General features: G+C 46.0%; 22 protein-coding genes and 1 riboswitch. Of the genes, 3 read left to right on the forward strand and 19 right to left on the reverse strand.

The window, feature by feature from the left end:
• Positions 1-104: 104 nt before the first annotated feature.
• The 5 genes from LUCIF_RS01375 to speD all read right to left on the reverse strand — a co-directional run bounded on the left by LUCIF_RS01375 (position 105) and on the right by speD (position 6,302).
• A complete protein-coding gene (locus tag LUCIF_RS01375; protein WP_122626082.1) occupies positions 105-1,526 on the reverse strand; it encodes a PTS galactitol transporter subunit IIC in 1,422 nt (473 codons plus the stop codon).
• 2 nt (positions 1,527-1,528) lie between these two features.
• Positions 1,529-1,846, reverse strand: coding sequence for a PTS sugar transporter subunit IIB (locus LUCIF_RS01380; protein ID WP_122626083.1), 318 nt, complete (start codon positions 1,844-1,846; stop codon positions 1,529-1,531).
• Positions 1,847-1,897: 51 nt separating this feature from the next.
• On the reverse strand, positions 1,898-2,347 hold the full coding sequence (locus tag LUCIF_RS01385) for a PTS sugar transporter subunit IIA (RefSeq protein ID WP_122626084.1): 450 nt from the start codon (positions 2,345-2,347) through the stop codon (positions 1,898-1,900).
• 20 nt (positions 2,348-2,367) lie between these two features.
• The gene (locus LUCIF_RS01390) at positions 2,368-5,241 is read right to left on the reverse strand and encodes a sigma 54-interacting transcriptional regulator (protein ID WP_122626085.1); all 2,874 of its coding nucleotides are present in this window, start codon (positions 5,239-5,241) and stop codon (positions 2,368-2,370) included.
• A gap of 257 nt (positions 5,242-5,498) precedes the next feature.
• The gene (gene speD / locus LUCIF_RS01395) at positions 5,499-6,302 is read right to left on the reverse strand and encodes an adenosylmethionine decarboxylase (protein WP_122626086.1); all 804 of its coding nucleotides are present in this window, start codon (positions 6,300-6,302) and stop codon (positions 5,499-5,501) included.
• 192 nt (positions 6,303-6,494) lie between these two features.
• On the opposite strand from speD, the gene LUCIF_RS01400 reads away from it, so the two are divergent.
• Positions 6,495-6,857 carry a winged helix-turn-helix transcriptional regulator gene (locus LUCIF_RS01400; protein WP_122626087.1) on the forward strand — a complete coding sequence of 121 codons (363 nt, stop codon included), beginning with the start codon at positions 6,495-6,497 and terminating at the stop codon, positions 6,855-6,857.
• Between the two features lie 81 nt (positions 6,858-6,938).
• Here the strand turns inward: LUCIF_RS01400 and LUCIF_RS01405 are convergent, their stop codons facing one another.
• The 3 genes from LUCIF_RS01405 to LUCIF_RS01415 form a co-directional block, all read right to left on the reverse strand.
• On the reverse strand, positions 6,939-7,595 hold the full coding sequence (locus LUCIF_RS01405) for a potassium channel family protein (protein WP_122626088.1): 657 nt from the start codon (positions 7,593-7,595) through the stop codon (positions 6,939-6,941).
• A gap of 11 nt (positions 7,596-7,606) precedes the next feature.
• A complete protein-coding gene (locus LUCIF_RS01410; RefSeq protein WP_207856802.1) occupies positions 7,607-8,968 on the reverse strand; it encodes a TrkH family potassium uptake protein in 1,362 nt (453 codons plus the stop codon).
• A 365-nt stretch (positions 8,969-9,333) separates the two neighbouring features.
• Positions 9,334-10,533: an SAM-dependent methyltransferase gene (locus LUCIF_RS01415; protein WP_122626089.1), complete on the reverse strand. Its 1,200-nt coding sequence runs from the start codon at positions 10,531-10,533 to the stop codon at positions 9,334-9,336.
• 325 nt (positions 10,534-10,858) lie between these two features.
• Between LUCIF_RS01415 and LUCIF_RS01420 the strand changes: the two genes are divergently transcribed.
• Complete coding sequence (locus LUCIF_RS01420; protein ID WP_122626090.1) at positions 10,859-11,188, forward strand: hypothetical protein; 330 nt, start codon at positions 10,859-10,861, stop codon at positions 11,186-11,188.
• Positions 11,189-11,280: 92 nt separating this feature from the next.
• Here the strand turns inward: LUCIF_RS01420 and LUCIF_RS01425 are convergent, their stop codons facing one another.
• The 3 genes from LUCIF_RS01425 to LUCIF_RS01435 form a co-directional block, all read right to left on the reverse strand.
• Complete coding sequence (locus LUCIF_RS01425; protein WP_122626091.1) at positions 11,281-11,514, reverse strand: hypothetical protein; 234 nt, start codon at positions 11,512-11,514, stop codon at positions 11,281-11,283.
• Entirely contained in the window at positions 11,501-12,157 is a 657-nt protein-coding gene (locus LUCIF_RS01430; RefSeq protein ID WP_207856804.1) for a hypothetical protein, read from the reverse strand. Before LUCIF_RS01430 ends, LUCIF_RS01425 begins: the two co-directional genes overlap by 14 nt.
• Before the next feature lie 154 nt (positions 12,158-12,311).
• Complete coding sequence (locus LUCIF_RS01435; RefSeq protein WP_165865841.1) at positions 12,312-13,043, reverse strand: hypothetical protein; 732 nt, start codon at positions 13,041-13,043, stop codon at positions 12,312-12,314.
• Positions 13,044-13,271: 228 nt separating this feature from the next.
• On the opposite strand from LUCIF_RS01435, the gene LUCIF_RS01440 reads away from it, so the two are divergent.
• Positions 13,272-13,721: a hypothetical protein gene (locus LUCIF_RS01440; protein ID WP_122626093.1), complete on the forward strand. Its 450-nt coding sequence runs from the start codon at positions 13,272-13,274 to the stop codon at positions 13,719-13,721.
• 54 nt (positions 13,722-13,775) lie between these two features.
• Here LUCIF_RS01440 and LUCIF_RS01445 read toward each other — a convergent pair whose 3' ends face one another.
• From LUCIF_RS01445 to LUCIF_RS01485, 8 genes are all read right to left on the reverse strand, one after another.
• Positions 13,776-18,800 carry a cation-translocating P-type ATPase gene (locus tag LUCIF_RS01445; RefSeq protein ID WP_165865842.1) on the reverse strand — a complete coding sequence of 1,675 codons (5,025 nt, stop codon included), beginning with the start codon at positions 18,798-18,800 and terminating at the stop codon, positions 13,776-13,778.
• 489 nt (positions 18,801-19,289) lie between these two features.
• Positions 19,290-19,622 carry a hypothetical protein gene (locus LUCIF_RS01450; protein WP_126720559.1) on the reverse strand — a complete coding sequence of 111 codons (333 nt, stop codon included), beginning with the start codon at positions 19,620-19,622 and terminating at the stop codon, positions 19,290-19,292.
• Between the two features lie 50 nt (positions 19,623-19,672).
• Positions 19,673-20,134: a hypothetical protein gene (locus LUCIF_RS01455; protein WP_122626096.1), complete on the reverse strand. Its 462-nt coding sequence runs from the start codon at positions 20,132-20,134 to the stop codon at positions 19,673-19,675.
• 258 nt (positions 20,135-20,392) lie between these two features.
• Positions 20,393-21,379, reverse strand: coding sequence for a bile acid:sodium symporter family protein (locus tag LUCIF_RS01465; protein WP_122626097.1), 987 nt, complete (start codon positions 21,377-21,379; stop codon positions 20,393-20,395).
• A gap of 24 nt (positions 21,380-21,403) precedes the next feature.
• Positions 21,404-22,090 (reverse strand): RraA family protein, encoded by a 687-nt coding sequence (locus LUCIF_RS01470; protein WP_122626098.1) that lies wholly within the window; start codon positions 22,088-22,090, stop codon positions 21,404-21,406.
• 89 nt (positions 22,091-22,179) lie between these two features.
• Positions 22,180-24,129, reverse strand: coding sequence for a methyl-accepting chemotaxis protein (locus LUCIF_RS01475; RefSeq protein WP_122626099.1), 1,950 nt, complete (start codon positions 24,127-24,129; stop codon positions 22,180-22,182).
• A gap of 111 nt (positions 24,130-24,240) precedes the next feature.
• Positions 24,241-24,326: riboswitch (cyclic di-GMP riboswitch) on the reverse strand.
• Positions 24,327-24,529: 203 nt separating this feature from the next.
• A complete protein-coding gene (locus tag LUCIF_RS01480) occupies positions 24,530-25,372 on the reverse strand; it encodes an aldo/keto reductase (RefSeq protein ID WP_122626100.1) in 843 nt (280 codons plus the stop codon).
• Between the two features lie 380 nt (positions 25,373-25,752).
• Positions 25,753-26,568, reverse strand: coding sequence for a methyl-accepting chemotaxis protein (locus LUCIF_RS01485; RefSeq protein ID WP_122626101.1), 816 nt, complete (start codon positions 26,566-26,568; stop codon positions 25,753-25,755).
• Positions 26,569-26,867 lie beyond the last annotated feature (299 nt).

Here is a 26,867-nt window from a genome sequence, read left to right on the forward strand (position 1 = left end):
ACTTTCTGATCCCACAAAAAATTGAGGGATTTCCATTAGAAGTTAGCCATTTTTATGAAAATCCCTCCTGAATGCGAAATATTTACCATTCATTCCGGTTGTCTTTACGCACTTACCCCGGCATCTGTTTCCGCCGCCGAATTTTTCATGGCCTTCCGGTCTAAGTAGTTATAAACAGCCTCTCTATTGGTTCTGAACAAATAATAGAGAATTAAATAAGCTCCTGCCGCTAATCCAATTAAGAGCGGCGACTGACTTAAAAATGCCAAAAAGATCAATCCCATTAATGGCTTTCCTAATATATTGAAACTGGTGATTAACAAGGCGCCTACCGGCAAATGTACCCCCACGGACGCGGCGATTTGCGTAAACAACGGAGCGGTATAAGAGCACATGTACAAGCCTGCACTAAACCAAACCGCACCGGTAATCAGGACCTTCAATATATTGCCGTTTACCAGCGGCACAATCCCCTGAACCATAAAAGGCAGCGCCAACAGGTCAACGACCGGCAACACCTGATTGCCCGGTAAAATAAGCGCCAACAATACCATAACCGGAATGAGTATAATACCGGAAATTAATGTAGCCGATTCTCCGTAACCGGTTGCGTCATTGATACCAAGGAACCACTGGCGGGCTTTCGCATCTTTTTTTACGGCCTTCCGGGCGGCTTCGGTTATCGGCAAAAAAGCCTGGGCAAACAGACCGGCTACCCTGGGGAATATAGCCATGATTGCACTGGTTGCAATGCCCATAACGGCTACCTGCCCCCAGGCCGCCAGTGTATTTAACTCTTTGAATTCTCCCATGATGCCGATGAACAGGCCCAGCAGCAAACCGAGCGAAACCGGCTCGCCAAAGAACCCCAATTTTTTTTGCAATTGTTCCGGACTTAATTTCACTTTATTTAAGCCGAATCGATTCAAGAGCGGATCGAAGACGACGGTGAAAACGGCTGCTTCAATATTGTGCATTGAAATAATAGTACAATTAGGGTAATTATAATAAGTTGACCATCGCTTCGCCATCAACTCGGCGATTAGCAAGCTGTACAGGTTCAGAAGAATCATACAACTCAGCGCCAGTACCATATTCTGCGTAGCGAGATAAATCATTGAGCCCCATACCATATAAGAATAATTGTTCCATAAATCCGCCGGCTGAAACACGGTGGTCCATTTCGTCAAAAACAACACGGTCTGTACGCATAGCCCAATCCCAAGAAACAGCATGCCGGCCTCGGTGGAATAGGCCACCAGTGCCGTTGCCTGCCATCCCACATCAAATGCCGGCAATTGAATTCCCGTACTTTCCACCATTTTCTTTACCACCGGCGTTATAATCGGGGTAAATGCATTCAGCAAAAGGGTAAAGCCTTCCAGCCCCACTCCGGCATACAGGGCGGAAAAGAATGCCTTCTTGTTGTTCACCTTTAATATTTTGGAAATCCCAAAGATAATGACCGGCACAAAGACGGGAGCACCAAAGGTATCAAATACCAGTTTTAAGGTTTGTAAAAACATGTTTACCCCTCCTCTAATTTGCTCGTCAGTTCTTGAATCACCCGCATCACTTCATCCAAAAATTCTTCTTCCCCGAAACCCGTAAGGAAACCAACCGCATTAATTGTGGGAATACCATAGGGGGCAGGCGGCAATGGGCTGGTATGAGTAATAAAGTCAAACTTGCCGCTTATGGCCAAATTCAATGCTTCAGTGGGTTTCGCTTCCGTAGCCGTAATCTTAATCCCGCGTTCTGCCATTGCATCTTTTAATTTTTCCGCAATCATTGATGATGTCACCGTACCGGAACCACACACAGACAAAACAGAAAACCTTCTCATTTCATCACTCCTCCGCTGATTAAAATTGGATAATTTATCAGTTTGTCCTGACTACAGGTCAAGACTACCTAATAACCGGGCAACCTCCTCACTGGTCCCAGCCCTTTTCAGTTTGATTAACAACTCCCTGTTTTGAAAAACGGCCATCAGATTTTTTAGCAGTTGGACTTGCGAAGCCGGCTCTTTCACGGCCAATAAAAAGACAAGGCTAACATCTATTTTCTCGCCGGGACTTACCATTAAATGAAACACCGCCGGGCTTCTGAGGCTGGCCACAGCGATCTTTGACTGGTTTACATGAGCGGAATCCGTATGCGGAATCGCCACTCCCTGGTCGCCTATCAAGAGTCCGGTCGGTAAATTCTTTTCCCTTTCCAACACGGCAGCGACATAACTATCTTTTACATATTGTTTGGCGGCCATTAATTCGCCTAACGTCTTAATCACTTCAGCGGCCGTTGCCGCTTTCAGATTCAGCTTGATCAAATCCAGATCCAACATAATGGTGTCCTCCTCCAGGTTTAGCAGCTTTTTATTTTAGACAAAAGCATTGCCTTGAACTCGTTCATATCGGTCTGCTGCCTCAGTTGTCCGATGAACGTCAGGTCCAGAAACGGTTTTAAAACCCCTTTAACAATTTTTTTATCATTGATTTTTAATGCCGGCAAACAAACCAGATCGACCTCACCGGGACCCCAGGCAATTGCCCTTTTCAACTTAATAACAACCAAAGCCGATTTTTTAACACTAAGAGAATCTCCATGCGGAACGGCAATGCCGCCTTTCAAAAAGGTAGCCGCTATTTGTTCCCGATTCATAACGGACTGCAAAAATTCTTTTTTTACATATCCCGCATTAATTAGCTGTGAACACATGAATTCCAGCAGTTCCTGCTGCGAAGCAAGGGGGGACTCCAAAACAATTAGGTTTTCTGCCGTCAATCCGGCTAAATCGTTTTTCTTTCCCGTATTTAAAATGAAATCCAGTTCCCGCAGCCCGCTGTTTAATAAATGAGGCTCATAGACAATAAAATTAACGCCCTCAATTTCCGGATTGATCGTACCAATAATGGTGACGATTTTAAACTTTTTTTGAATTTCTTTGATTTTAGGCTTTAACTGATCATCCATAATACCCAATTGAAATATTGATACACCGGGATATTTCTTTTGAATTACTTCTTTGATGTGGCAAGCCGTTCCCTCGCCGGTAAGGCATACAGTGATAATCGCTAACGGCCGGGTCGTATCTTCTATATTTAACAAGGGATAATGGAACCGGGTTTCGATTAGACTGGCATAAATTTCATCCAGGTCCGATTCGGGCAGGAATGCTTTCCGCACGGCTTCAATTACAGTCAATAAATCTACGCGGTCCAGCGTTTTGGCCGGTATGTTCAACTTGTCCGTGACAAGCTTGCCAACGCTGAGCAGGGATCCCATATCTACTAAAAATAGAATTCCTTTTCCTTCATCAATGATTGGGGAAATGCCGATTATTTTTTCATAAATTGCGGCCGGATTTTCCCTGAGGGGCATATCAATTGCTATGGGAAAACTAACATTGAGCAGCTCTCTGACCACATTCACAATTTCGGTCGCAATCCGGCCATGCGAAACAACAACAACGGCTACTTTATTTTTCACTACATTACTTTGCTTGGCGGCATTGATATACATGGCAATAAAACCAATTTCGTCCTCCGGCAGTTCGATTTGCTGCCAACTCTTAAACCAGCCGGCGACCTCAACAGCCAGGTTATATTCTTGCGGATAGTCTTTTTTTATTTTTGCCAAGTTTATGTTAATAATTGGCTGCTTTAGACGGATTCTTTTTATGGTTTCATTCAAGTGAATTGCTAAATAGAGAAAAATGTTTTCATTCAGTGTGTTATGACCATATTCTGTCATTAACTGTAACCGTAATCGCTTCACTAAATTAATAATTTCTTTGTCTACTACATTCATCAATTCCGTTAGAGAAAGATTCTTTTTATGACCCGCGGTTGTCTCTAAATCATTAAATTTATTAACAATAAAGGTCCATAGAATTTCTTCCAATTCGGAAAAGTTCATGCTTAACTTGGATAGTTCATGATATTTATTTTCAATTTGCTGATAAAAATCTTCCGGCATTAAATAAGGCTGATGTTGCCTCCTGTTGTCTCTGTTTTTTATGAACGGCAGGAAAAGCATATCCTGAATATAGTTTCTAACTTCTACAATGTTCAAATCCTCCAGGATAAAATCATGCTGGATACTGCTTATCTCCAATATATCTTCATACCCTATATTGATAATTTCCTGTTCCCGGCCAATCTGTTTCATAAAAGCTCTGGCGCAAATCACTTGAATTGAACTTTTCAATTGACCAATATTCCCGCTAAACCGTCTCAGGGTTAAGATCTCCGTCACTTTCGACTCCACAAAGATTTTGGCGTGAATCCGGTTGCATTCGTGTTGAAAAGATTCGTAGATAATTTCGACTTTTTCCGCAAAGGGCCGCTCATATAAGGATGGAATCGGAATGATCATGGGTATACGCCGGCGAAAACTTAGCAATAAACTGGATTCCACATTTTCCGTGGTAGCGCCAATAAACCTTATTTTAACGTTTCGTTCACTTTTGGTCTCCCCTAATCGTCTAAATTGCCCCCGGTCCAATATGGAAAAAAGAATTTCCTGTCCCTTGGGCGGCAGCCTGTGAATTTCATCCAGGAATAAAACTCCCTCATGGGCCTGCTCCACTAATCCCTCCGTATCACTGTCGGCACCGGTAAAGGCTCCTTTTTTACAGCCGTAAAGCAGTGACAACAAAAGCTGCGGATTATCGCCATAATCGGCACAGTTGAAAACAACAAACGGAGCATTCTCGCCGATAACCTTTTTCTGCTTGGCAAAATGATACATACATTCGGCAAATTGGGTTTTTCCTACGCCGCTTTCCCCGATAATCAAAGTAGGCAAGCCAAAGGGAGGGTATAAAATTGCCGATTTGGATTGCGTAACGCTTTTTTCCAGACTGCCGCCATAACCCACCAAAACCGCAAAAGGGTCTTGCTCCCCGGTTTCATTTTCCCGGACTGCGATGCTATCCGAGCTGATCCCGCTCAGAATTTCTTCCACCACATGCCGGGAGATATCAAAACCGGATTCTAACAGCTTCCTGGTAATGTCGCTAACATTCACCGGTTCATTTTGTCTTACTATGCTTTCGACTGCTCTTTCTAAATAAGGCTGGCGCCTTTCCCGGGAATTACCAATGCTTAATTCCCGGCGTAAGACAGTAATGGTTTCCCGTGTGGTGGATAACAGTTTAGCCAGTTTTGCATCGGTAAACGGATTTTTTTTATTTTCCGTTTGTAAAATACTTACTATCTTCTCTTTTAAATCCATTTCAAGGCCCCTCTTCTCTTAATTTCGCAATTTCCATGCCATACAAAAAATAAACCGGATTTCCTTTTACACGCTGCCAATTCTCCCGTCCTACAAACGATTCTACCATTTTCTGAAAATGGTATTACATTATAGAAAAATCATAGCGTGGTTTTTCGGTAATTGGAACTTGGTAATTGGAACTAAAAAATCCGCTTTCATTGCTTGATGAATCACATCAAGCAATGAAAGCGGACAAATAACCTGCAAAAAAAAAATCAAACCTTGGGTATATTCTTTCCCGAATAAATTTCAGCCATTTCCTTTTTCAGGCGCTGTTTAATTTTCTTCTTTTCCCCCGGTAACAACTCTTTCTTATCGGTTCCAAACAAATAATTATCCAAATCAAATTCCTTTAACAGCATCTTGGTATGAAAAATGTTTTCCTGATAAACATTCACATCAATCATTTGATACAGTTCCCGGATATCTTTACTGATATAATTCTGGATCGAATTGATTTTATGGTCAATAAAAAACTTCTTGCCGCTAATATCACGGGTAAAACCGCGAACCCGGTAGTCAATAATCACAATATCGGAACTGAAACTGTTAATTAAATAATTTAAAGCTTTAAGCGGTGAAATTTCCCCGCAGGTTGAAACGTCAATATCGGCCCGGAACGTGCTGATCCCCTTGTCAGGATGACTTTCCGGATACGTATGAACCGTAATATGGCTTTTATCAAGATGGGTGACCACAGCGTCCGGCATCGGTTCCAGATCCGGTAAAGTTCCTTCCTCATTCACCTTCCCCTCGGAGATCAGCATAGTTACGCTGGCGCCTTGGGGATCATAGTCCTGCCTGGCTACGTTCAAAATATTAGCACCGATAATATTGGCCACTTCCGACAAAATTCCCGTAAGCCTTTCGGCGTTATACTCCTCATCAATATAAGCGATATATTCATTCCGATGCTGCGGAGTTTTGGCATAACAAATATCATACATATTAAAACTAAGCGTTTTCGTTAAATTATTAAAACCGTAGAGTTTAAGTTTTTTAATTGATTTTACTTCCATGCTTCGTATCTCCTCTAGTCATAATATGGTAATTTTGATACCCAAAAATCCCGTTCCGTAAAACTCGTTTTCTTGCTATAATATTACATGATAGTAGAAATAATCGCAAGTATAGACTTGATTACCATGTAGTGCCTGTTTTTATACTATCTTATCACATAGTCGTTGATTATCACTAAGGAGTGACACCAAATGATTAAATTTAAAAATATGGAATATCATTGTTCTATGGAGCTTACCCTTGCCCTGATCGGCGGAAAGTGGAAATCGCTGATTCTCTGGCATTTAGGTGAACAAACATTGCGTTTCAGTGAATTGCGGAAACTCCTGCCACAGGTTACACAAAAGATGTTAACGCAGCAGCTCAGGGAATTGGAAGAAAATGGTCTTGTTCACCGGTTTATCTACACTCAAATACCGCCGAAAGTAGAATATTCGCTTACACCAGCCGGCAAAAGCCTATTGCCGATTCTAGCCACCTTATGCCAATGGGGACAGAACTATGCCAACCAGGTGGAATCCAACGGGGATAAGACTCCCGTGACCAACGGCTAAATAACCCTATTAGACAGGCAGGAAAGAACCAGCCGGAAGAAAAAATACCGTTAAAACGCGTCTGACGTTTTGACGGTTTTTTTAAAAGTACTTCTCTTCAAACCGCTGGATCCCGCTGCCTTCACCCACTAAAATCAACTTATCGTCCGGCAAAAACCGTTCACCCGGATTGGGGGACAAGGTCATTTTGCCGTTGCGCCGGATTGCCAGCACGGTAATTCCATAATCGGCCCGAAGGTTGGTGTCCAGCAACCGGACGTTAAGCAATTCCTGCGGCACGTCCACTTCAATAATACCTAAATCAGGCGCTACTTCCAGATAATCAATCACGTTGGTAGACATTAAATTATGGGCAATCCGCTGTCCCATATCCCGCTCGGGAAATACCACTTTATCGGCGCCGACCTTTTCCAGCATCTTGCCATGCAAGGAATTATCCGCCTTGGCCACAACATAATTAACACCCAGCTCTTTCAGCAGGAGGGTAGTCAGGACACTGGCCTGAACATTTTGACCAATGGCTACGATGACAATATCGAAATTCCGGATTCCCAGCGATTTCAGTGTATTTTCCTCCGTTGAATCGGCTACAACGGCATGGGTAACACAATCGGCAATCCGCTGTACGCGGTCCTCATCCGCATCAATTGCCAATACCTCATGTCCGGCATTGACCAAAGTCAGCGCCACACTATTCCCGAAACGCCCCAATCCTATAATTGCGTATTGTTTTTTCATATTTCCTCCCACTACCCTATAATAAACTTGCCTTCGGGATATTTTATGGCAGCCTTATGCGGCCGCAAGGCCAGGGCCATAAGCAGGGTAATTGTCCCCACCCGTCCGGAGAACATCGTTAAAATAATCAGAGCTTTCCCCGTTTCGCTCAACGTCGGCGTAATCCCCGTCGATAAGCCTACCGTGCCAAAAGCGGATACCACTTCAAAAAGAATTCTGATAAAAGGCACCTGTTCGGTAAATGTCATGACCAGCGATACGCCCGTCACCAGCATGAGCGAGATCATGACGACCGTAAAGGCTTTATAAACCGTCAACTGCGAGACCTTGCGCAAGAATATCACAGGGTCCTTTTTACCGGTAACGGAACTAATAATCGCCGACGTGAGTACCGCAAACGTTGACGTCTTAATACCCCCGCCCATGGAGGACGGCGACGCGCCGATAAACATCAGCACGATTAGCATCAATAAGGTTCCTTCGCGCAACGAGCCGGTATCAATCGTATTATATCCGGCTGTCCGGGCTGTCACCGACTGAAAAAAACTGGCCAGAATTTTACCGGACAGCGTGAGTTCCCCCAGGGTGCTGTTATTGGTATATTCCGCAGCAAAAATGAATACGGCCCCCGTCACAATGAGACCCAGCGACGTGGCAATGACCACCTTGCTGTGAAGCGAGAAATGCTTACGAACCGGATAATTCCATAAATCGGCAATCACCGGAAAGCCAATACCACCGATAATAATCAGCCCGCCAATGGTGGCATTTACCACAAAGTCATTGACATAACCGGTAATACTGCGAAATTGGCCAAAAAGGTCAAAACCGGCGTTGCAAAAGGCGGAAACGGCATGCCAATAACCAAAATAAATTCCCTGCCATCCCAGGTCCTGATAAAAGTGGGCGGCCAAAATCGATCCCCCGATAAATTCTACCAGTACGGTCGCCTTCACGATATACAGGGTAAGCCGGACCACACCGGATAAGTCCAGTTGATTTGTGGCTTCCTGAATCAACAGCCGCTCCCGTAAATTGATCCGTTTCCCGGTGATGACAACTAAAAGAGTGGCCACCGTCATAATGCCCAGTCCGCCTATTTCTATCAATAAGAGAATCACCGTCTGGCCAAAAAAAGAAAAATAAGTTCCTGTGTCGGTCACCACCAGCCCGGTTACGCAGACTGCCGAAGTGGCCGTAAATAAGGCATCAATAAAGCTAAGACTGGAACTCCGGACCGAAGCAAAAGGAGTCATCAGCAGCAACGCGCCGAATACAATCAAAGCGGCAAAACTGAGGGCAAGCATTTGATAAGTAGTTAACCGCCAATGCAGCGGATTCAGCAGCCGGTACCATCTGTTAAAGACATCCAATAGCCTCTCTCCTATCCATTTACAGTATAAATGCGATTTCCATCCTATGAATTATTGAATTAATACCGCTAAATTTTATCATACAATACCCCGTCGAAATAGAAACTTGTAAATAAAACAATCTCGATACATATACTACCACGAATCTTTGATTCATTTCAATATGTCTTGCAATCGCACCTATTCTATTTATATTGCTATCAATCTTCCTTTCTCGCAGAATTAATTATTAACCCTTACTGCCAAGCTTAATCTTGTCCATCCACACTGCAGAACCAACGGAATAAAACACGCTATAAATAGAATAACCTATAGCCGGCCTATTCGTCACCGGCTACAGGTTACACCTCATACAGGGTCTATTTCTATTCTTCGCTATAAACATCCTGCCAGGTAAGAGGCAATGTATTATTCAGCCCTTTGGTAAATACCAGTTGATGAATATCCAGCCCTGATACCCGGAAGGACGCGGCGCAGCCTTGCAAATAAAGTGACCACATACGGACAAAACGCCTGCCGAATTTTTGCTCCACTTCCTCTTTATACCGGGAAAAATTCCGGTACCAATGTTCCAGCGTCATAGCGTAATGAAGGCGCAAACTTTCCGCCTGGAGCAAATGAAAGTCATAGTCCGGCAGCAAATTGACAATTTCCCTCAGCGTAGGAACATAACCGCCGGGAAATATATATTTACGCATCCAGGTATTGGGCTCATGTTCGATTACGTTAGTAATGCTATGTAATAGTGATGTGCCCCCCTGAACAAGCAGATCATGTACTTTCTTCATGTAAACCGGCAGGTTTTTCTGACCGACATGCTCAAACATGCCAATGCTTACAATCTTATCAAACTGATATTCCGCTTCATTAATGTCCATATAGGATATAAGCTTCACATCCACCTGGCCGGTTAATCCGGCTTCCGCAATCCGTTCCCGGGTTTTGTCATACTGTTCCTGGCTGAGCGTTATCCCCAGAGCTTTTACTCCATATTGCTGCGCGGCCCGCAAGATGAGCCAGCCCCAGCCGCTGCCGATATCCAAAAGGCGCTCACCCGGTTTAAGACGCAATTTTTTCAGTGCCAGGTCGATCTTTTGCAGTTGGGCATTAAACAAAGAATCCGTCGCCTGCTTAAAATAGGCACAGGAATAAGACATGGTCTTATCCAGCCACAGGGAAAAGAAATCATTCCCCAGATCGTAGTGCTGCTGAATATTTTTCTTATCCGTTAATTTATCGGCTACGGAGTTTACGGCCCTTAATGCGGAGTTCCAAACCTTCTTGCCCAGTTCATCCGTCTGCTGCCGTTTGGACCAGTTCCATTCCACCAGACGGATGATCTCATCCAGACTGCCTTCATAATCAATGATTCCGTCCATGTAAAATTCAGCGAACGTTAACGTAGGATCCTCCAATCCTGTTAATATGGACGGTTCTTTAAGAAAAATGATTTTGGCCTGGGGCGGGGCGTCACCATACCGAGTCTCTTCCCCATCCCAATACCGGACAGCGATTCCTCCCCGCTTTACTTGCCCAAACACCGTTTGCAGCAGTGCCTTTTTCATTTTTTGATCATCTCCATCCACTAAGATCAAAAATCGATGCCTTTAGCGGCCTTATTCCGACTAACTAGTCAATTAAAGTTCTATTTATGCTACGGCTTTTCGGTAGTATAATAATTTTTTCCAGGCATTCCCTTTTCTTATGTTATATCACACAACACGACGGAACGCAATTACCTTATCTTGAATCAAAACTTTTTCTACCGGCCGGAATGCATACTTTTCCGTATTGTAAGCATACTCTTGGTTGTACAGCGCCGGCCTTTTGAAGCAGCCTTCCCTTGCTGGGAATCCCAATATGCCAGAAACCTGATAGGAGTAATTCAAAATGACAAAAGCAGATTTAATCCGATTCATTGAAGAACTGCCGGAAGAAAGGATGGCTGAAGTTCTGTCGCTGCTTAACGCACCGTCAGATTACAGTATATTTAAAAATGAAGTTAAAGTACGGGAAGAGGCTATCGAAAATGTAAATTGCTTCCTGGCGGATTTATCCGGCTCTATCGCAGCCGCTTTATATGATTTATCGAATGAAGCCCAAAAGGAAAATAACAATATTTTGGCCAACCGTCTGCGGTTTTCTATGAAAAAAATCAAAGAATCATGGACCGAATATAAAACAAAACAAAAACCGTATACCAGTCAGCCAAAATCCTGACATTTATTTACCCCGTTTAAAAATACGCATAATAAAAAGCTGTACTTTTCACAGTACAGCTTTTTATTATTCTGGCACCGGACGTCTAAAAGCTAAAATAATTTCAGCCGGGTCCAGGAAATCCCTGCCAGTAAATTATCTTTGGATTCTTTGCTTTTTTGCTTGATATAGGAAAAAAAGCTTCCCAAAAATTCTTCCCAAATTTTCACGACCTCGGCTTTTACTGTCGGAGATTGCCGCCTAAGTTCAATACTCATATCCACAGCTTCCTCTAATTCCCGGCCGGCGCTTTCAATTTTTTGCCGAAGCATTTCAATGGTAATCATTGGTTCCTCCTGGCACATCGGGCGGCGGCTCTGCCTCTCCGCCTTCTGTCAAACTCTCTTCCACCGCATTATCCAGCGATTCCTTTAACCGCCCAAACTGGGCTTCACTAACCAAATCTTCAATATCCTCGCGCACGCCGCTAAACAATCCTCTGGCTTGCTCTGTCAGACCCAAGACGCCCTCCACCGTTTTTACCGCAATGGGCCGCAGCTTCTCTCTGACACTGGGCAACAGTACCGCGCCTACAACCGCAGCACCCAGCCAGAAAGTCATGTCCTGCCCTGTACGTGCTTTTATTTCGTGGGTTAAACGGTGCCGTGCCCTTGCCAATCCATTCATATCCGGACTTTGTTCCACTAAATCAGTAAGCTCTGCCAAATACAGCAGTTCTTTCCGCTCTTTGCGTATCATCCGCTGTAATGTCCGCCGGGCATACGGATCGGATATTGCGGCTAACCGCTGCTCATAGGTGCGTATTGCGGCCAGCTTCGCTTCAAAAACCTGTTCCAGTCCGGAAACCGTTTCTTCATTATTTGTTTCTTTGGCTCGTTCGCGAAGCCGCCGGCCGCGCTCACTGCTTCTTTGATTATCATAACGGGCTTCCTGTTCCTTCCCCGCTACTTGCGCTTCTGCCTCGGGCATTCTATCTCTCCTTCTGATTTTTTCTGAATATCTCAATAACATTTAGCCTTCCCATGCTTATCCATATTATGCGTAACTTTCCTGGCATAAAAAAAACCGCTACGCGGTTTATCGGCTCACGGCGCAGGGTTCAGGGCGCGAAGAGAAAGCTGATTTACACAGCTTGGGAAATCAAATACAAACTTTTCTTAACTTGACGCGCCGGCTTATAGGCAGAGTACATAACCTCGGCAATCTGCCGTGTGCAATTGCGCGCCAGCCGGTCATAAAAACTGAAAATGACTCCGTCCAGCATTTTTTCAATTTCCTTTATACAACGTTCGCGTTGCGCCGCCGGATGGCAATCAACAATTCGCAGTAAAGCCATCCCCCAATTCAGTTCTTTAGATACTTTTTGGATAAACCAATTAAAATGGAATTGGTCAAGACTTTCATCACACACTTTTTTCGCTATATTCGCTATGCCTTCGGTAACTATTACCGTACTTATATATTGCCTTATCAAACCCCTTGAACAATCCGGAAAATCGACCGGATCTATAGAGCAGCAATTCAAAGCGGCATCCGTAGATTCCCGGGAGATATGCCAGCGAGTACTGATCCGGAAAGCGATTCCTTGCAATAGTGCATTGATTTCGGCTTGATTTATAATGCGGCGCACGAAAGATTCTGTCCGGCAGCCTTCCCTGCCTGCCAGCAAATCGCTTGCGAACAGTTTACTCTTTTTCCTTGCCCCTTGCAACGATGCGGACATAACCGAATGGATCAGAATCCGGCACTCCTCAACTGCCGCGGTAAATTCCAGTTCTTCCTTTCTTCGTTTGGCTGCTCCGGCCATAAGACGAAGTTCATCCGGACAAACGGTCACTTTTTCAGCAAAAAGCATGGGGCGGTTAAATTGGTTACAGCGTCGAATTCTTTTCCGTTTTATCATTGCGAGGGCAAGACTCATCCGGTTCACCGACCTTTTTCTTTCTTCTTCTTTAGTGTAACTAAAACCGGCGTTTTCTTGGTTAACAATAAGTTAACTTTATGTTAATTTTATCCCGATTTTCCCAACGTATAAACAAAGTTATTTCGGGAAAAATTAGATTTATGTAAAGGAGGTATCGGCATGGACATTTTAAAAATTGGTTCACGCATCCTTGGCGGGAGTTCTCCTTCCCTGTTAGTCGCCACCGGTGCCGTACTGGCACTAACGTTTCCGCCCGTACGCCGGGGACTACGCGCCGCTGCCGTAGTCGCGACAAAGGGAGTATTAGCAGTAAGTGATAGAGTCACAAACCTTTCCACCGGCATACGGCAAGGGGCTTCCGGTATCATCGATGAGGCAAGAGAAACCGGGCCTATCGACGGAGTCAAGTCAATCCGGGCCTCTGCGAAAACTAAAGGACGCCGGATTGCTGTGGCGACAACTGCCGGGGCACTGACATTGAAAAAAAAGGCAACATCAATTCGGGAAGGATTTAAAGGCATTGTCAATGAAGCGAAAGAAATGCATGCAGCCCGGCAAGCAGAATCACTGCCGTCAGGGGAAGCAAACCCTGCCGAAGCCCCCTCATAAAATACGGCATTATGAAACCCTCCGAAATCTTTTCGGAGGGTTTTCTCATAAAATCTAGAGCTGCCCCGGTTCGGCTAATAAAGGACCTTGGGGGGGGCGATGTTCAAGAATATAACCAATCCCAAAGTCGACGACTGCAGTCATTCCGGCTATAGCCGTTGCAATGGCCCAATCGGTACCGCTAAGAAAGGTTGTTCCAAAAACAGGATGCAAGGCAGGCAAATAAATAATCCCGCCCACCATGCCCATTGATACAGTGACTGCGCCAGTCAGCCAGGGATTGCTAAAAAGGCCGACCTTGCCGGTTTCGCGTTCAATCCGGCAATCAAAAATGTGAATGAACTGACTGATCGCCAATTGAGCGACGATCAACGTCCGGGCAAGAATTAGGTTACCTGTCCTTGCCAGTTTCCAGATAAATAGGGCCAAACTGGCAATTCCGATAATCACACCGCGGGTTATAATTTTTCGTCCCAGTCCTCCGGAAAATACACTTTCGTCTGCAGTCTTCAGCGGTTGATTCATAATATCCTTCGCCGGTGGATCGTTAACCAGCGCAATTGCCGGCAATCCGTCGCCAATCAGGTTAATCCATAGCAACTGTATGGGAATCAGCGGCAATGGCAGACCGGCAAAAGCCGCCAGCAGCATAAGTACTACCTCGCCAATGTTGGTAGCGACTAAATAACGGATCGCCTTGCGAATATTGGCGTATATGGAACGCCCCTCCTCCATTGCCCGTACAATGGTGGCAAAATTGTCATCGGCCAGCGTCATACTCGCAGCTTGTTTGGTCACATCCGTTCCCGTAATTCCCATAGCAATTCCAATATCGGCACTCTTTACGGCCGGTGCATCATTGACCCCGTCGCCTGTCATTGCGACAACATAGCCCTTTTGCTTTAGCGCCTTGATAATACGCAGCTTCTGGTGCGGCGACGTCCTGGCATATACATTGGTAGCTGTGACGGCTTGTCCTAACTCCTCATCGGACATGCGCTCCAGGTCGTTTCCCAAAATAACCCGGCCATCCCGGCCGCTTATCCCCAATTCGCAGGCAATCGCCTTGGCTGTTACGGGATGATCCCCTGTAATCATGATGACCTTAACCCCTGCTGCCCTACATTTGGCAATCGCTCCCGGTACTTCCGGACGCGGTGGATCGATCATGCCGACCAGCCCGCAAAAAATAAGCCCTGTTTCTATGCCGGAAGCTTCTTCTTCCCCGGTAAATTCCGGCAGTTCACGGTACGCGCATGCTAACACGCGTAATGCCTTTGCGGCCATGCCTATATTTGCTTTCTCAATTTTTACTCTTGTTGCTTCATCCATCTCCACAACTTGACCATCTTTTACATAATGGGAACTAACCGACAAGATCTTATCCGGTGAGCCTTTACAGTACAGTACCGGTGGATTCTCGCCTTGACGGCAGACAACCGACATCATCTGCCGTTCCGCCTCAAAAGGAAATTCCTTAAGCCGCTTATGTTCATTTTCCAGTTCGTCCGGTCTTATTCCGGCTTTTGCTGCTACGACAAGCATGGCACCTTCTGTGGGGTCACCGTCGATCATCCAACCCGTTGGTTGCTGCCGGTCAAACGAAACTACCTTTTTCTGGCCGGCCGGTTTCGCTTCCATCAACTTCGCATCATTACAAAACACGCCATTATATAACGTTCTGCCAAGTTCTATATTTCCCAGGGGGGAAACCGTCTTTTGATCAAGCTGGAACTCGCCGTACGGGGCATAACCTTCCCCTGTTACCTGCCAATTCCGGTCCACTGTATACAGCTCCCGTACGGTCATTTTATTCTGGGTCAACGTACCGGTTTTATCCGAGCAAATAGCGGTAGCACAACCAAGTGTTTCAATGGAAGATAGTTTTCTGACGATAATATTGTGTCGGCTCATACGCTGAACCCCCATCGCCAAAGCGATAGTAACAATTGCCGCCAAGCCTTCCGGAATTGCGGCCACTGCCAAACTTGCCGCCGTCTGCAGCATAATCAAAATTCTTTCACCGCGAAGCAGTCCGGTTAAAAAGACCAGTCCGGACACCCCCAGACATCCGTATACCAGGTATTTTCCTAACTCTTCAAGCCGTCTTTGCAACGGCGTGGGTTCCTCTATATGAGTCTGTATTAAAGAAGCAATTTTCCCCATCTCCGTTGTCATCCCCGTGGCAATAACCATCGCAGTTGCCCTTCCCCGTGTGACACTGGTGCCCATAAAAGCCATATTACACCGCTCCGCGATTGGATCATCCTGCTGACAAATCAGTTCCGCCTCTTTTCGCACCGGCAATGGTTCTCCGGTTAAGGCCGATTCTTCCACTTCAAAATGGGAGGTCGTCAAAAGTCTTACGTCAGCCGGTACTCTGTCGCCGGCTTCCAAAACGATTACATCCCCGGGAACAAGACTCTCGGCCGGAACCCTGGCCGTGCGTCCTCCTCTGATTACCCTGGCCTGGGGAGCGGATAATTTTCGTAATGACTCCAGGGAACTATTTGCTTTCCGCTCCTGGATTACGCCCAGTAAAGCGTTGGCGGCAACAATTCCCACTGTAAGAAATGCATCTTTTGTTTTGCCAATGACAAAACAGAGGCCCGCAGCTCCAAGCAAGACCTGAACCATAAAGTCTTTAAACTGTTCCCCTAACATTTTCCAAAATGATGGTTTCGCCGCCTCGCGCAAAACATTCATTCCGTACAGCGCGGTCCGTTCCTGCGCCTCTCTTGCCGAAAGGCCAAACCGGGGTGATGTCTCCAGCACATCACATGCATCGGACCAGGCTTGTAGATGCCAATTGTTATCGCTGCTTTGTCCGGCAACCGTCGATGCTAAATAAACAACATTATTAGGCGGTGCCTTGGGGTAAGATTGACTATTTTTCCCGGCAAATCGCTGAAGATCCATATTTGCCGCCGGACGCTTGCCTCTATGAAACAATAGGCGACCTGAATTCAGTACGACTGCGAGTGTACTCACGTTCAGCAGCAGCCCGGCAGTCACCGGCGATATAAAACGGGCGGCAGCAAGGGCCATGCCAACCACACTAAAACCCGCAGCCAATACGAGATTCTGACGGATCACTTCATTCGTATGCCGGCCAATCTCTATTACCGCCGCCACGTTCCGGGGGTCATCACTGCCTAGAACAATATCCGCCGTACGTACCGCTTCGCCGGTACCGCTCATTCCCATAACAATGCTAACGTCACTGGCGGTAAAAGCAGGAGAGTCATTGGTTCCATCCCCTACCATGGCAATCCGTTTACCACTGCGTTTTAGTTTCTCAACCATTTTCATTTTTTCCGCCGGGAGCATTGAGTCCCATTTTGCCGTGAGGCCGAGTTCATTACAAATATGTTCTGCCGCATAGGAGGTATCGCCGGTAACAACTCCTATATCGGTTATTCCCAGTGTTCGAAGCCGGTGAACCCCTTCATAGCTTTCCGTTTTTATGATATCGCTGATTCCCAGAACTCCAATCAGGCGCCGGTTTACCGCCACATATAAAACACTACGGCCCAAATGCTCCAGGCGCATAGCCTTGGCCTTAGCACGAAAAGTTGGTATCCTTTCCCTTTCCATGAGCAGATGATTACCCACGCTAACTCTGTTGCCTTGAATCGCGGCTTGTATCCCATAGTCCAATTGGGACTGGTTCTCAGCAGACAGGAGCGTCAATCCCCGGCTTCGCACTTCACTTACCAGCATTCTAGCCAGCGGATGGCTCGTTGACTTTTCTGCCGATGCCGCAAGCAACAAAACATCCGTATCTTTATAACCGGGAATTAACGTCATAATTTCGGCGACCCTGGGCAGCGCGGCAGTTATTGTTCCGGTTTTGTCAAACAAAACAGTATCAACCTGTCCGGCCCGTTCAATCGCCTCAATATCTTTTATAAAGATACCCCGCCCGGCAGCTTGGGCAGCCGCCGTCCCTAATGCCGCACTCCGGGCCAAGGCAATTGCCGCCGGACATCCGGCCAGTAATACCGCCAAACTGCGCCTGAAATCCCGGGTAATAAACAGGACAATCCCCGCTATAACCAATGCCCAATACATAAACTTACCCGTATATTGTTCCGGCGGGGAATGAATTCCCTGGCGGGACTGACTTTCTTTGATCATCCGGGTAATTTGAGCGATGGAAGTAGCATTACCCACCTTATCCGCTCTTACTTTAACCGACCCGGCTTGAACCCGGGTACCGGCAAAAACGGCGTCACCCGTTATTTTAAGCTGCGGCAAATAACTCCCCGCAATTGCCGCTTGGCTTACGACGGCTTTACCGGCCACAATTTGGCCGTCAACGGGAATATCCTCTCCCGAATGAACCAGAACAATATCACCTTCGTTTAATTCGGCCTGTTTAATTAAGTCCTTATGCCCGTTTGACCAACGCCAGACTTCTTGTTCCTTATTTCCAAGAATATTCGCTATGTTCCGGTTTGAACGTGCCTGCATAGTCAGCCTGAATAAATTGGACAAGTGGACAATCCACAGTACGGATAATCCGGTAATACTTTCCCGCATAGCCAGCAGAACCAGCATTGCCAGGAAAAGCACAAGGTCATGATTTACCTTATGCTTCGTAGCCAGAGTGTGAAAACCGTTACGCAAGACCGGATAACCGGAAATGATGGTCGCCAGGGCCACAAAATTGAAAACCTGCGGCGAAGAAGCAAGCGGCGACCTGCCGACAAGGACCCGTTTCGTTATCAGTCCCGCCAGAACTCCGCCGGTTGCCAGAGCATATAGGCCGGTTTGTTTTACGGCCGGAGCAGAAATTACTTTGCTTGAGCCTTCCGGCCTCGGGGTAAAATACGATTGGCTTATAGCGGAAATAAAGCGCTGAATCTCAACAAGTCCAATCCGGGTTTGGTCAAAATGGATCAGCGCCCGCCCCGTCAGCGGATTGGCGCCGGCAGACCGTATTCCCGCTTCTTTCGTTAATTGCTGGACCAGATACCCGGCAAAACCGGTATTCCGTCTCAGGCCCGCAACTGAAATACGCAGGCGTCCCGGGATCAACCTATATTCATTTCTTGCCATAATTTCTGCTGCCAATGAAATTACCCTCCTCATGAATAAATACTGTTTAAGAAAGACCCAAAGGATCTTTAAATGGAAAGAAAGTATTTTACTTTTCGGCATTTCACGAAAAACTACTTGTATAAGAATATCCCAAAAAGTTATACTTTCTGTTACTGTAAAAATCAACAGCAAGGATTCACTCCCTGCTGTTGTTCCCGGCTATATGACTTAATTTATTCTCTCCATACCCGCTTATCTTATGCATAGCTTTCTTATCAGAGCCTTACTCCACCCATCCATCAACGGGCAAAAAAATACCCTCACACAGGTGAGGGCTAGGTTAGAGGATACAATATATATTGCAAAGAGGAGATGTGCTCTTCTTTCATTATATCGACAAATTATAGCAAATCGTAATAGGAAAATAGTCCCAAATTAAATAAAGACACCTTAAAAACCGGTTTTATACTTTGGAAATCTCAAATGCCGGCCATTTTTGTCAACCATCCGGGGAAAACGTGATTAAGACAGTTTGGATAACGCTTTTTTCACGGCATTGATAACAGTCAGACTGGCTCCGGAAGCGAGGATGATATAAAGTTCATCTCTAAACTTTACAAAATCAGAATCCGTCGTTGCGATTTCTTCCGTCCAATGCTCAATTTTTTTCCGGGTGGCTTCGCTGAGTACGTTGGAAGTCTCCGTTTGCACCGCCGTGACAATCTCCGCTACAATCTCAGATACAATCGTCTTAACAGAATCGGTGGAAGAAGTATCAACAGCCGTAACATCACTCGAAGCGGATGCAGCCGCAGTGGTATCCTCTGTAAAACACTGTAAATCAAATTTTTCCATGCTAGCCCTCTCCTTCTCATTTTTTCCTTTTCCAGCCATACAATCACCCCCTAAACTGCTCGCCTGAGATCCATCGGGGTCACACAATCCGGAGCCACATCGTTTAAAACCTTTAGCCCGCCGGCGTGAAGAATCCGCGTCCATGTTTCACTGCAATTCATGGCAAGAAGGTTGCCGGGAAGCTTAACACCCGTTAAATCATACAGCCCGCCGCGAACGCAGTCTACATAGCCGTAGGGACTGCCGATCAGCTTCCGGGCTTCTGACTCTGCCGCCATCAAATCCGGAATTTCTACCTCAATAAACTCCGCGTCAGGGCTGTCCCTGTATTTGTCAGGGTCATGCAGCCATACACCGGGATAAGGGTCACTGCGATCTTTCATCCCCAAGGATTCAAGGGTACTGTTTAGGATAATCCCGGCAACGTGGGAATAAGGGCCGTGTGTGGCGCCTTGAATAATCTTATCTACCTCGCTGTCACCGCCGACAAAAATTAAAGTTAGGTTTGCCATTTCTTATCACCCCCCCTCATCTTTAAAATAGTCTGTGATTCCTCGCGCAATAGCCCGCGCGTAACGGTCCTGCCATATCGGATCTCCCAGTAGCACAGCTTCCTCCGCATTGGATAAGAAGGCCATTTCTGTTTTTTGCCTCTACTCTATATATTCAAATTCCGCGTATTTTTTAATGGGCCAAAAAAAAATAGACACCAACGTGTCTATTTCTGCATCCTTTTAAGCAGGCTCGTTTTAGAAAGTACGTTGTATTAGTTAATAGGAAGCGGTTGTCTCATGCTGGCTCCTAATCCTTTTTTCATCAAAATATTTAAGAATAGTAGGAATGACCGCCGCTGTCGGCTGCTGAAACAACATCAGCAAAGCAATGGGAACAGCCACCGCCGGCGGAAAATAAGTAATGGCTATAACCAGCCCGCAACTGGCATTGCGCATACCGACGCTGTAGATCATCGCCATTGTAACATCCCGGGTACGATTCGGAACAAACAGCGAACCCACATAGCCGAGAGCGTAGGCAGATAAGACCATTAACAGCGCAACCGCTATCATTTGGACTATATCCAGCGATAAGTTAATAGCCGGCGCTACGAGCGAGCCGTTGAAGAATATTACGACGAACAGCGCCAGTTTGGAGGTCATTCCGCCGGCCCCTTTGGCAAAACCGGACGTCTTACCGCCTGTCCAGTCATGAATCAGCATTCCCGCAATGCTCGGAATGGTCACCATCAAAAGAAGCTGGATCACCAGGGAAGTATAATTTATAGCCACTGCCTGACCCACTATCATCTTATAATAGAGTGGCAGCAAAGCAGGCACAATCATCGTATCCAGGGTAACGGCCACAAGCGATATGGGGATATTGCCCTGGTTGAGCGCCGTCCACATGACCGATGTGACACCGACCGGAATAGCGGCCCCTACCAGCAGACCCAGTTGCGTCTGTGGTGCATTGGCGTAAAGCAGGTCCCCTAAAAACCAGGCAGTCAGCGGTGTCACGATATGTATCAACAGAAGAACCCATAGCGGAATCCACGGTCTTCCCATTACCTGGATAAAGCTCTTCATGCTTGTCCCCAGTGAAGTCACAAAAGTCATGTACGCAAACAATACTACCAAGAGCACACGAATATGAGGGCCGTCCGGCACCTTCGCAATGAATCCTATTATCAGCGCCGACAGGACCACCAGAAACATTCGTTTCCCTAGCCAGCTGTTAACGGCGGTACACGATATTTTCATAATCAAGCCTCCCTAAAGTCACAATTAGGAATTTTCTTGCACAACGACGGCACCCCTCGCTTCAAGCTCCCGTTCAACCCACCGGCGATCCCATGCCCCTTGGGCTATATCCTCCATTACCTTGCTCTCCTGGCGGGATTTTTCCTTGGCTTTTTCCAGCAGCATCTCGGCATCCCGCGGAATAATGACGACAATTCCATCTGCATCGCCGACCAGAATATCTCCCGGATGGACGACAACTCCCCCGCAAACTACGGGAACATTGATCTCGCCCGGTCCGTCCTTATAGGGTCCGGCCGGAGTGATTCCCGCCGCATAGATGGGCATGCCCATTTTTTTCAGCGCCCCCACATCTCGAATGGCACCGTCGATAACAAAGCCGCCCAGCCCCCTCTGCTTGGCCCATGACGCCATCAATTCCCCCATTATCGAGTTCGTCAGATCGCCTTGGGCATCTACAACCACAATATCACCCGGCTCGGCAAGATCAAGCGCCCTGTGCAGCATAAGATTATCACCGGGGCGGGACTTAACGGTAAACGCCGGTCCAAGCAGCGACACGTCGCTGATCGGGCGGATTTTTGCGTTCATACACGACATACGGTTCATATTGTCGGCGATATTGGCCACCGGTATTCCGGCAAAGCCTTCAATTAAAGCCTGAGGCGGTCGTTTTACCTGGGTAAAAATACGCAATCCGACATTGGACATATCTCCATGCTCCCTTCATAGCATTGTTGGCAAACTTTCGCCTGCCGTCCTATTTTCTTATCAGTCAGCATGCACCACAGCAGCCAACGCTACAGCGAGAACTTGCTGACCGCCGTTTGCAGCTGATCCGCCGTTTCCACCAGGGCCTGACCGGCCTTGCGGATTTCGTCGACCGAGGCGACCTGTTCCTGAGTAGCGGCCGATACCTGCATAGTCTGATTGGCATTGCTCTTGCTCATATTATCAATGTTATTGATAGCGGCAACGATTTTTTGGCCGCTTACCGCCATATCTTCTATAGACGCGGAAATGACCCGGATCTGCTGGGATACCTCATTGGTCTGGTCAATAATCTCATTAAAGGTTTGGCCGGCTTGGCTCACTATATCCGTTCCCAGTTTAACCTCGGTGTTGCCTTTATTCATAGCCACCACCGCGTTATCCGTGTCCACCTGTATTTCGCCGATCAGATGGGTGATTTGTTTCGCTGCTGTTTCCGACTGCTCCGCCAGCTTGCGCACTTCCTCGGCTACCACCGCAAAGCCCCGGCCTTGTTCACCGGCTCTTGCCGCTTCAATTGCCGCGTTCAGCGCCAGCAAGTTTGTCTGGTTAGCAATACCGGAAATCGTATCGATAATTTGCCCGATTTCGGTGGAACGTTCTCCCAGCTTCGCCACTACATTGGCCGAGTCTGCCACACTAGATTCAATGCTGTGCATTTGCGCAACGGCGCTCTCTATCGACTTCCCGCCAGTTGCCGCTAACTGAGCTGCGCCTTGTGACGCCGAGGCTGCTTTGGTGGAATCGGCAACAATTTGTTTGATTTCGGAAACAATATGATCCACCAGCACCGTGGTATCATTAGCAAAACCAGCCTGTTTCTCGGCACTTCCGGAGATTTCGGCAATGGCCGCAGTAACCTGCTCGGCATTTGCAGCCGATTGTTGAGCGCTTGCGGTCAATTGCTGGGAAGCCGCCGAAACCACTTCAGTGGAAACCGCCACATGCTTGAGCAATTCTCTCAAACCAGCGACCATTACCTGAAAATTCTGTGCCAGCCTGCCGATTTCATCCTTTCCTTTACTTGCAATATTGACCTTTAAATCCCCGTTTTTTAGAGACTCCGTCGCACGTACCAGTTGAACGATGGGCCTGGTTATCCGATTGGAGATAAAAATACTGATCAGAACCACTATAATCATCGTGACAACCAGAACGGCCAGGTTGGTCAACAGCATCTCTTTGCTGACCGCGTTATACTCTTCGTACGTCTTTTCCATGCAAATAATCCAGTGCGTTCTGGGGTCATATACATAACTGACCAGTTTTCGTTCACCATTCTCCCCCGTTATTTCTTCACTGCCGCTATGTCCTTTAATCGCCTTCTGAACAAATGGCTGACTGCTCATATCTTTAGTTTCAGCCATTGCCTTCTCATTGGGGTGAACGATAACCTTGCCGTCTTGATCCAGGATATACGCGGTAACCCCGTTTACCGACCACTTGGTGACAAATTTCTTTAAAGCGTCGAGGTTGATCGCTGCCTGCAATACCCCGGCAATTTTTCCGTCGTCCGTCCGCACAGGAGCGGCCAGAATCACAATAGGCTTTCCGGTCGTAGTGCTCTTAAGCCATTTTGAGGCAACCTCTTCCTTGCCGCTTATGGCCTCTTGATAAAATTCGCGTTTCGAAACCGTACCTAATTTAACGTCATCACCCCTCGCAACCTGTCTGCCTTGATTATCGTCAAGCGCCATGCCAATATCGGTGTATACCTTTTGAACGTCGGCTATCAACTTTTTAGCGGCCGGCAAGTCGAAATTCTTTATGGCGGAAGTACGGGCAAGGGCTTTGACAAATTCCATTCGTTCATTAATATAAGCCTGGGTCTCCGTCTTGAAAACATCCGCTTTGCCGGAATTGACCGCATAATAGTCGGCCTCCAGCGGCTTGGTAAACAAAAAGTACGAAAGCACCGTAGAACTAAGCAGAGGAATACCGCTGACAAGCATGAGTAAAATAATAAGCATTTTTTTCATTGCGTTTGATGACCCCCCGGAAAGTAAAAATCAATGATCGCTGCCAAATCCATTGCAAACAAGAAAACCAGCCTCATCGCTGGTTTATGAGGCGTTTGGCTGTCAGTACCAAACGGCAACCTGGCAATCTTAGGCATCTTGCCCTTAGACCCATAGCTTTGCGTCCTTACCTTTCGATAAGTTTGCCAACTATAAAATTTTCCAACTCGAGTTGAATTTTTTTATCTTGCAATTTTACTGTAGCATTTTTCTTATACAATTGAAACGAACTTTACATGACTTTAATTTACATTTAACATCATTCAAGTATTCACTCCATTTTCAAAGAAAATGAAGAAAAAGCCGCTAAACCTCTTTAAACAAGAAAGTTAGCGGCTTTAATGATTCATTTATCGATACGTTAAAACTCTTCATAGGTTTGCGGGTCCTGATTATTGGTACGTCCTGCGGCGCTGGTGAGCCCAAGAATACTGTTCATTTCTTCTTCTGTCAACTGAAAATCAAATACATTAAAATTATCACGCTGGTGTTGGGGTGAGGACGCTTTGGGAATGGGAATAGCCCCAAGCTGTATGTGCCAACGGATAATCACTTGCGAGACTGATTTTTGGTGATTTCTGGCAATCTCAACAATTTTTTCATTTTCCAGCATGCTGTTGCCACGTCCTAAAGGGCTCCACGATTCGGTGGCAATACTATGCTCCGCATGCCAACGCCGTTGTTTCTCCTGATTAAAATAAGGATGCAGCTCAATTTGATTGATACTTGGTTTTACTCCGGTTTCTTTTATTAATCTCTCAATGTGCTCCGGTAAGAAATTACAAACACCTATCGACCGGATTAATCCTTGTTTCTTAGCCTCTATTAAAGCCTGCCATGCCTCCACATATAAATTCACCCGGGGATTGGGCCAGTGAATCAAATATAAGTCGTAGTATTCCAGGCCCCCTCTATAAAGCGACTCGTGAATCGTTTCCATCGCTTCCTGATAAGCATGACGACGCCCTGGCAGCTTGGAGCAAATTATCAGCTTTTCTCTTGGCACCGGACTTTGGCGAATCGCTTCACCCACCGTTCCCTCATTCTCATAGTTAAATGCGGAATCGAACAGCCGGTAGCCTATATCAATTGCCCTTTTAATTGCCTGTACTCCATCCGCACCTTTTAGCTTATAAGTTCCAAAACCAATAGCAGGAAGCTCCAGACCATCGTTTAGCAATACCTGGGGAATCGTTTCATTCATTATATAAAACCTCCTTTAATTTTTGGATTGAGTTATACTAGCCCATAATTCCGGCGGCATCTGTTAAAGAATCTTCCGTTATTTAGATTCTACTTTTTACAAAATTACCCTCTTCCCGCTTTAACTCAAGACTTTAAAATCCAGCAAACTTTTTTCTGAACCCGGCATATACGTCGAGGCTGAAGCTACCATTTTGGAATTAAACCCGTAAGCGAGCCCATTTCGCGTCAATCCAAGTCTCTTTCTAAAGAAAAAACCGCTTTCAAGTCCCCAAAGACAATGAAAGCGGTCTTTCAATCTTCCCCTATTTTGTTTGAACTATGTACTAAGTTCTTCTCTGCCCTATTACCAATTAAACATGAGTCATCCTGTAAAAATGACTAAATTATTTCTGCAACCCTTTCTATATCAGTTGCGGAAGCCGCTAATCCTTGCATGGAAGATGCCACTTGCTCTGTAGCCGACGCTTGTCGCTCACCAAGAAGTGTCGCATCATCGAGCGATTTAATAATGTTTGTGAGTTCTCTTTGAATCGTATTTAAAATCTGTTTTATTTTCGTTACTGAATCCGCACTATTTACGGCCATTTTACGAATTTCATCCGCCACTACGGCAAATCCCCGGCCATGTTCCCCGGCACGAGCCGCTTCAATCGCTGCATTTAAACCTAGCAAATTCGAATTTGCAGCAACCTCACTAACGAATCTTAGAATATCATCCGTTTTCTTCAATTCTCCTTGTACCAAACGCCCGCTCGATTTAATCTGTTCCAAGTCTTGAGCCAATTGAGCCGCCGTTGCAGTCAATTCTTGTGTTGTCGCAGTAATTTCTTCCGATGTAGCCGCTACTGTTTGCGCTGTTTCATGAAGAGTCTGTTGTGTTTCTAAACTGATTCCAATGGCTGAAACGCCAATGAGCCGGCTCTCCTCGTAGATTGGAACACTAATTGCTCTAATTGGAACACCATAGAGCTCTTTACCCAATTTTTTGTCTACCGTTTTCCCAAATTTCAAGCATTGGTCAACAGATCCTCCAGTTGCCGCTTTGTTTCCAACTTCTGTCCGCATATCGAAGGTTTTGGCAGGAACAAAAGCTAAAATGGTACCTTCCGAATTACTAATCATAACACAACAGTCAAGTGGAACCATTTGCTGAATTACCGGTGCCGAATCAACTAGAGAATCCAACTTCTTCATAAAACCCTCCGATAGTTTATTTTTTGTTCGACATTATTTTACATTATTCTCGTTACTCATCAAAATACCTGCTATTTGATGAGCAGTGAAAAAATTATGTGAATAAAAAAGAAGCCCTCGACGTGAGGGAATATGTGTACATTCAAAATAAGGGTATTCTTTATCCATATTAACAAATTGAACAGCCGCTTGAAGAACTAGATGAGCAACCGTTGTTGTCAAAGCAGCAGAAAAACAACAACAAAATAATTATAATAATAATCCACCAGCAACCGCGACCGAAAAACATAAGAATTCCT

It is taken from the genome of Allolucifera butyrica (genome assembly GCF_900476375.1).
Lineage (GTDB): Bacteria > Bacillota > Negativicutes > Sporomusales > UPPP01 > Lucifera > Lucifera butyrica.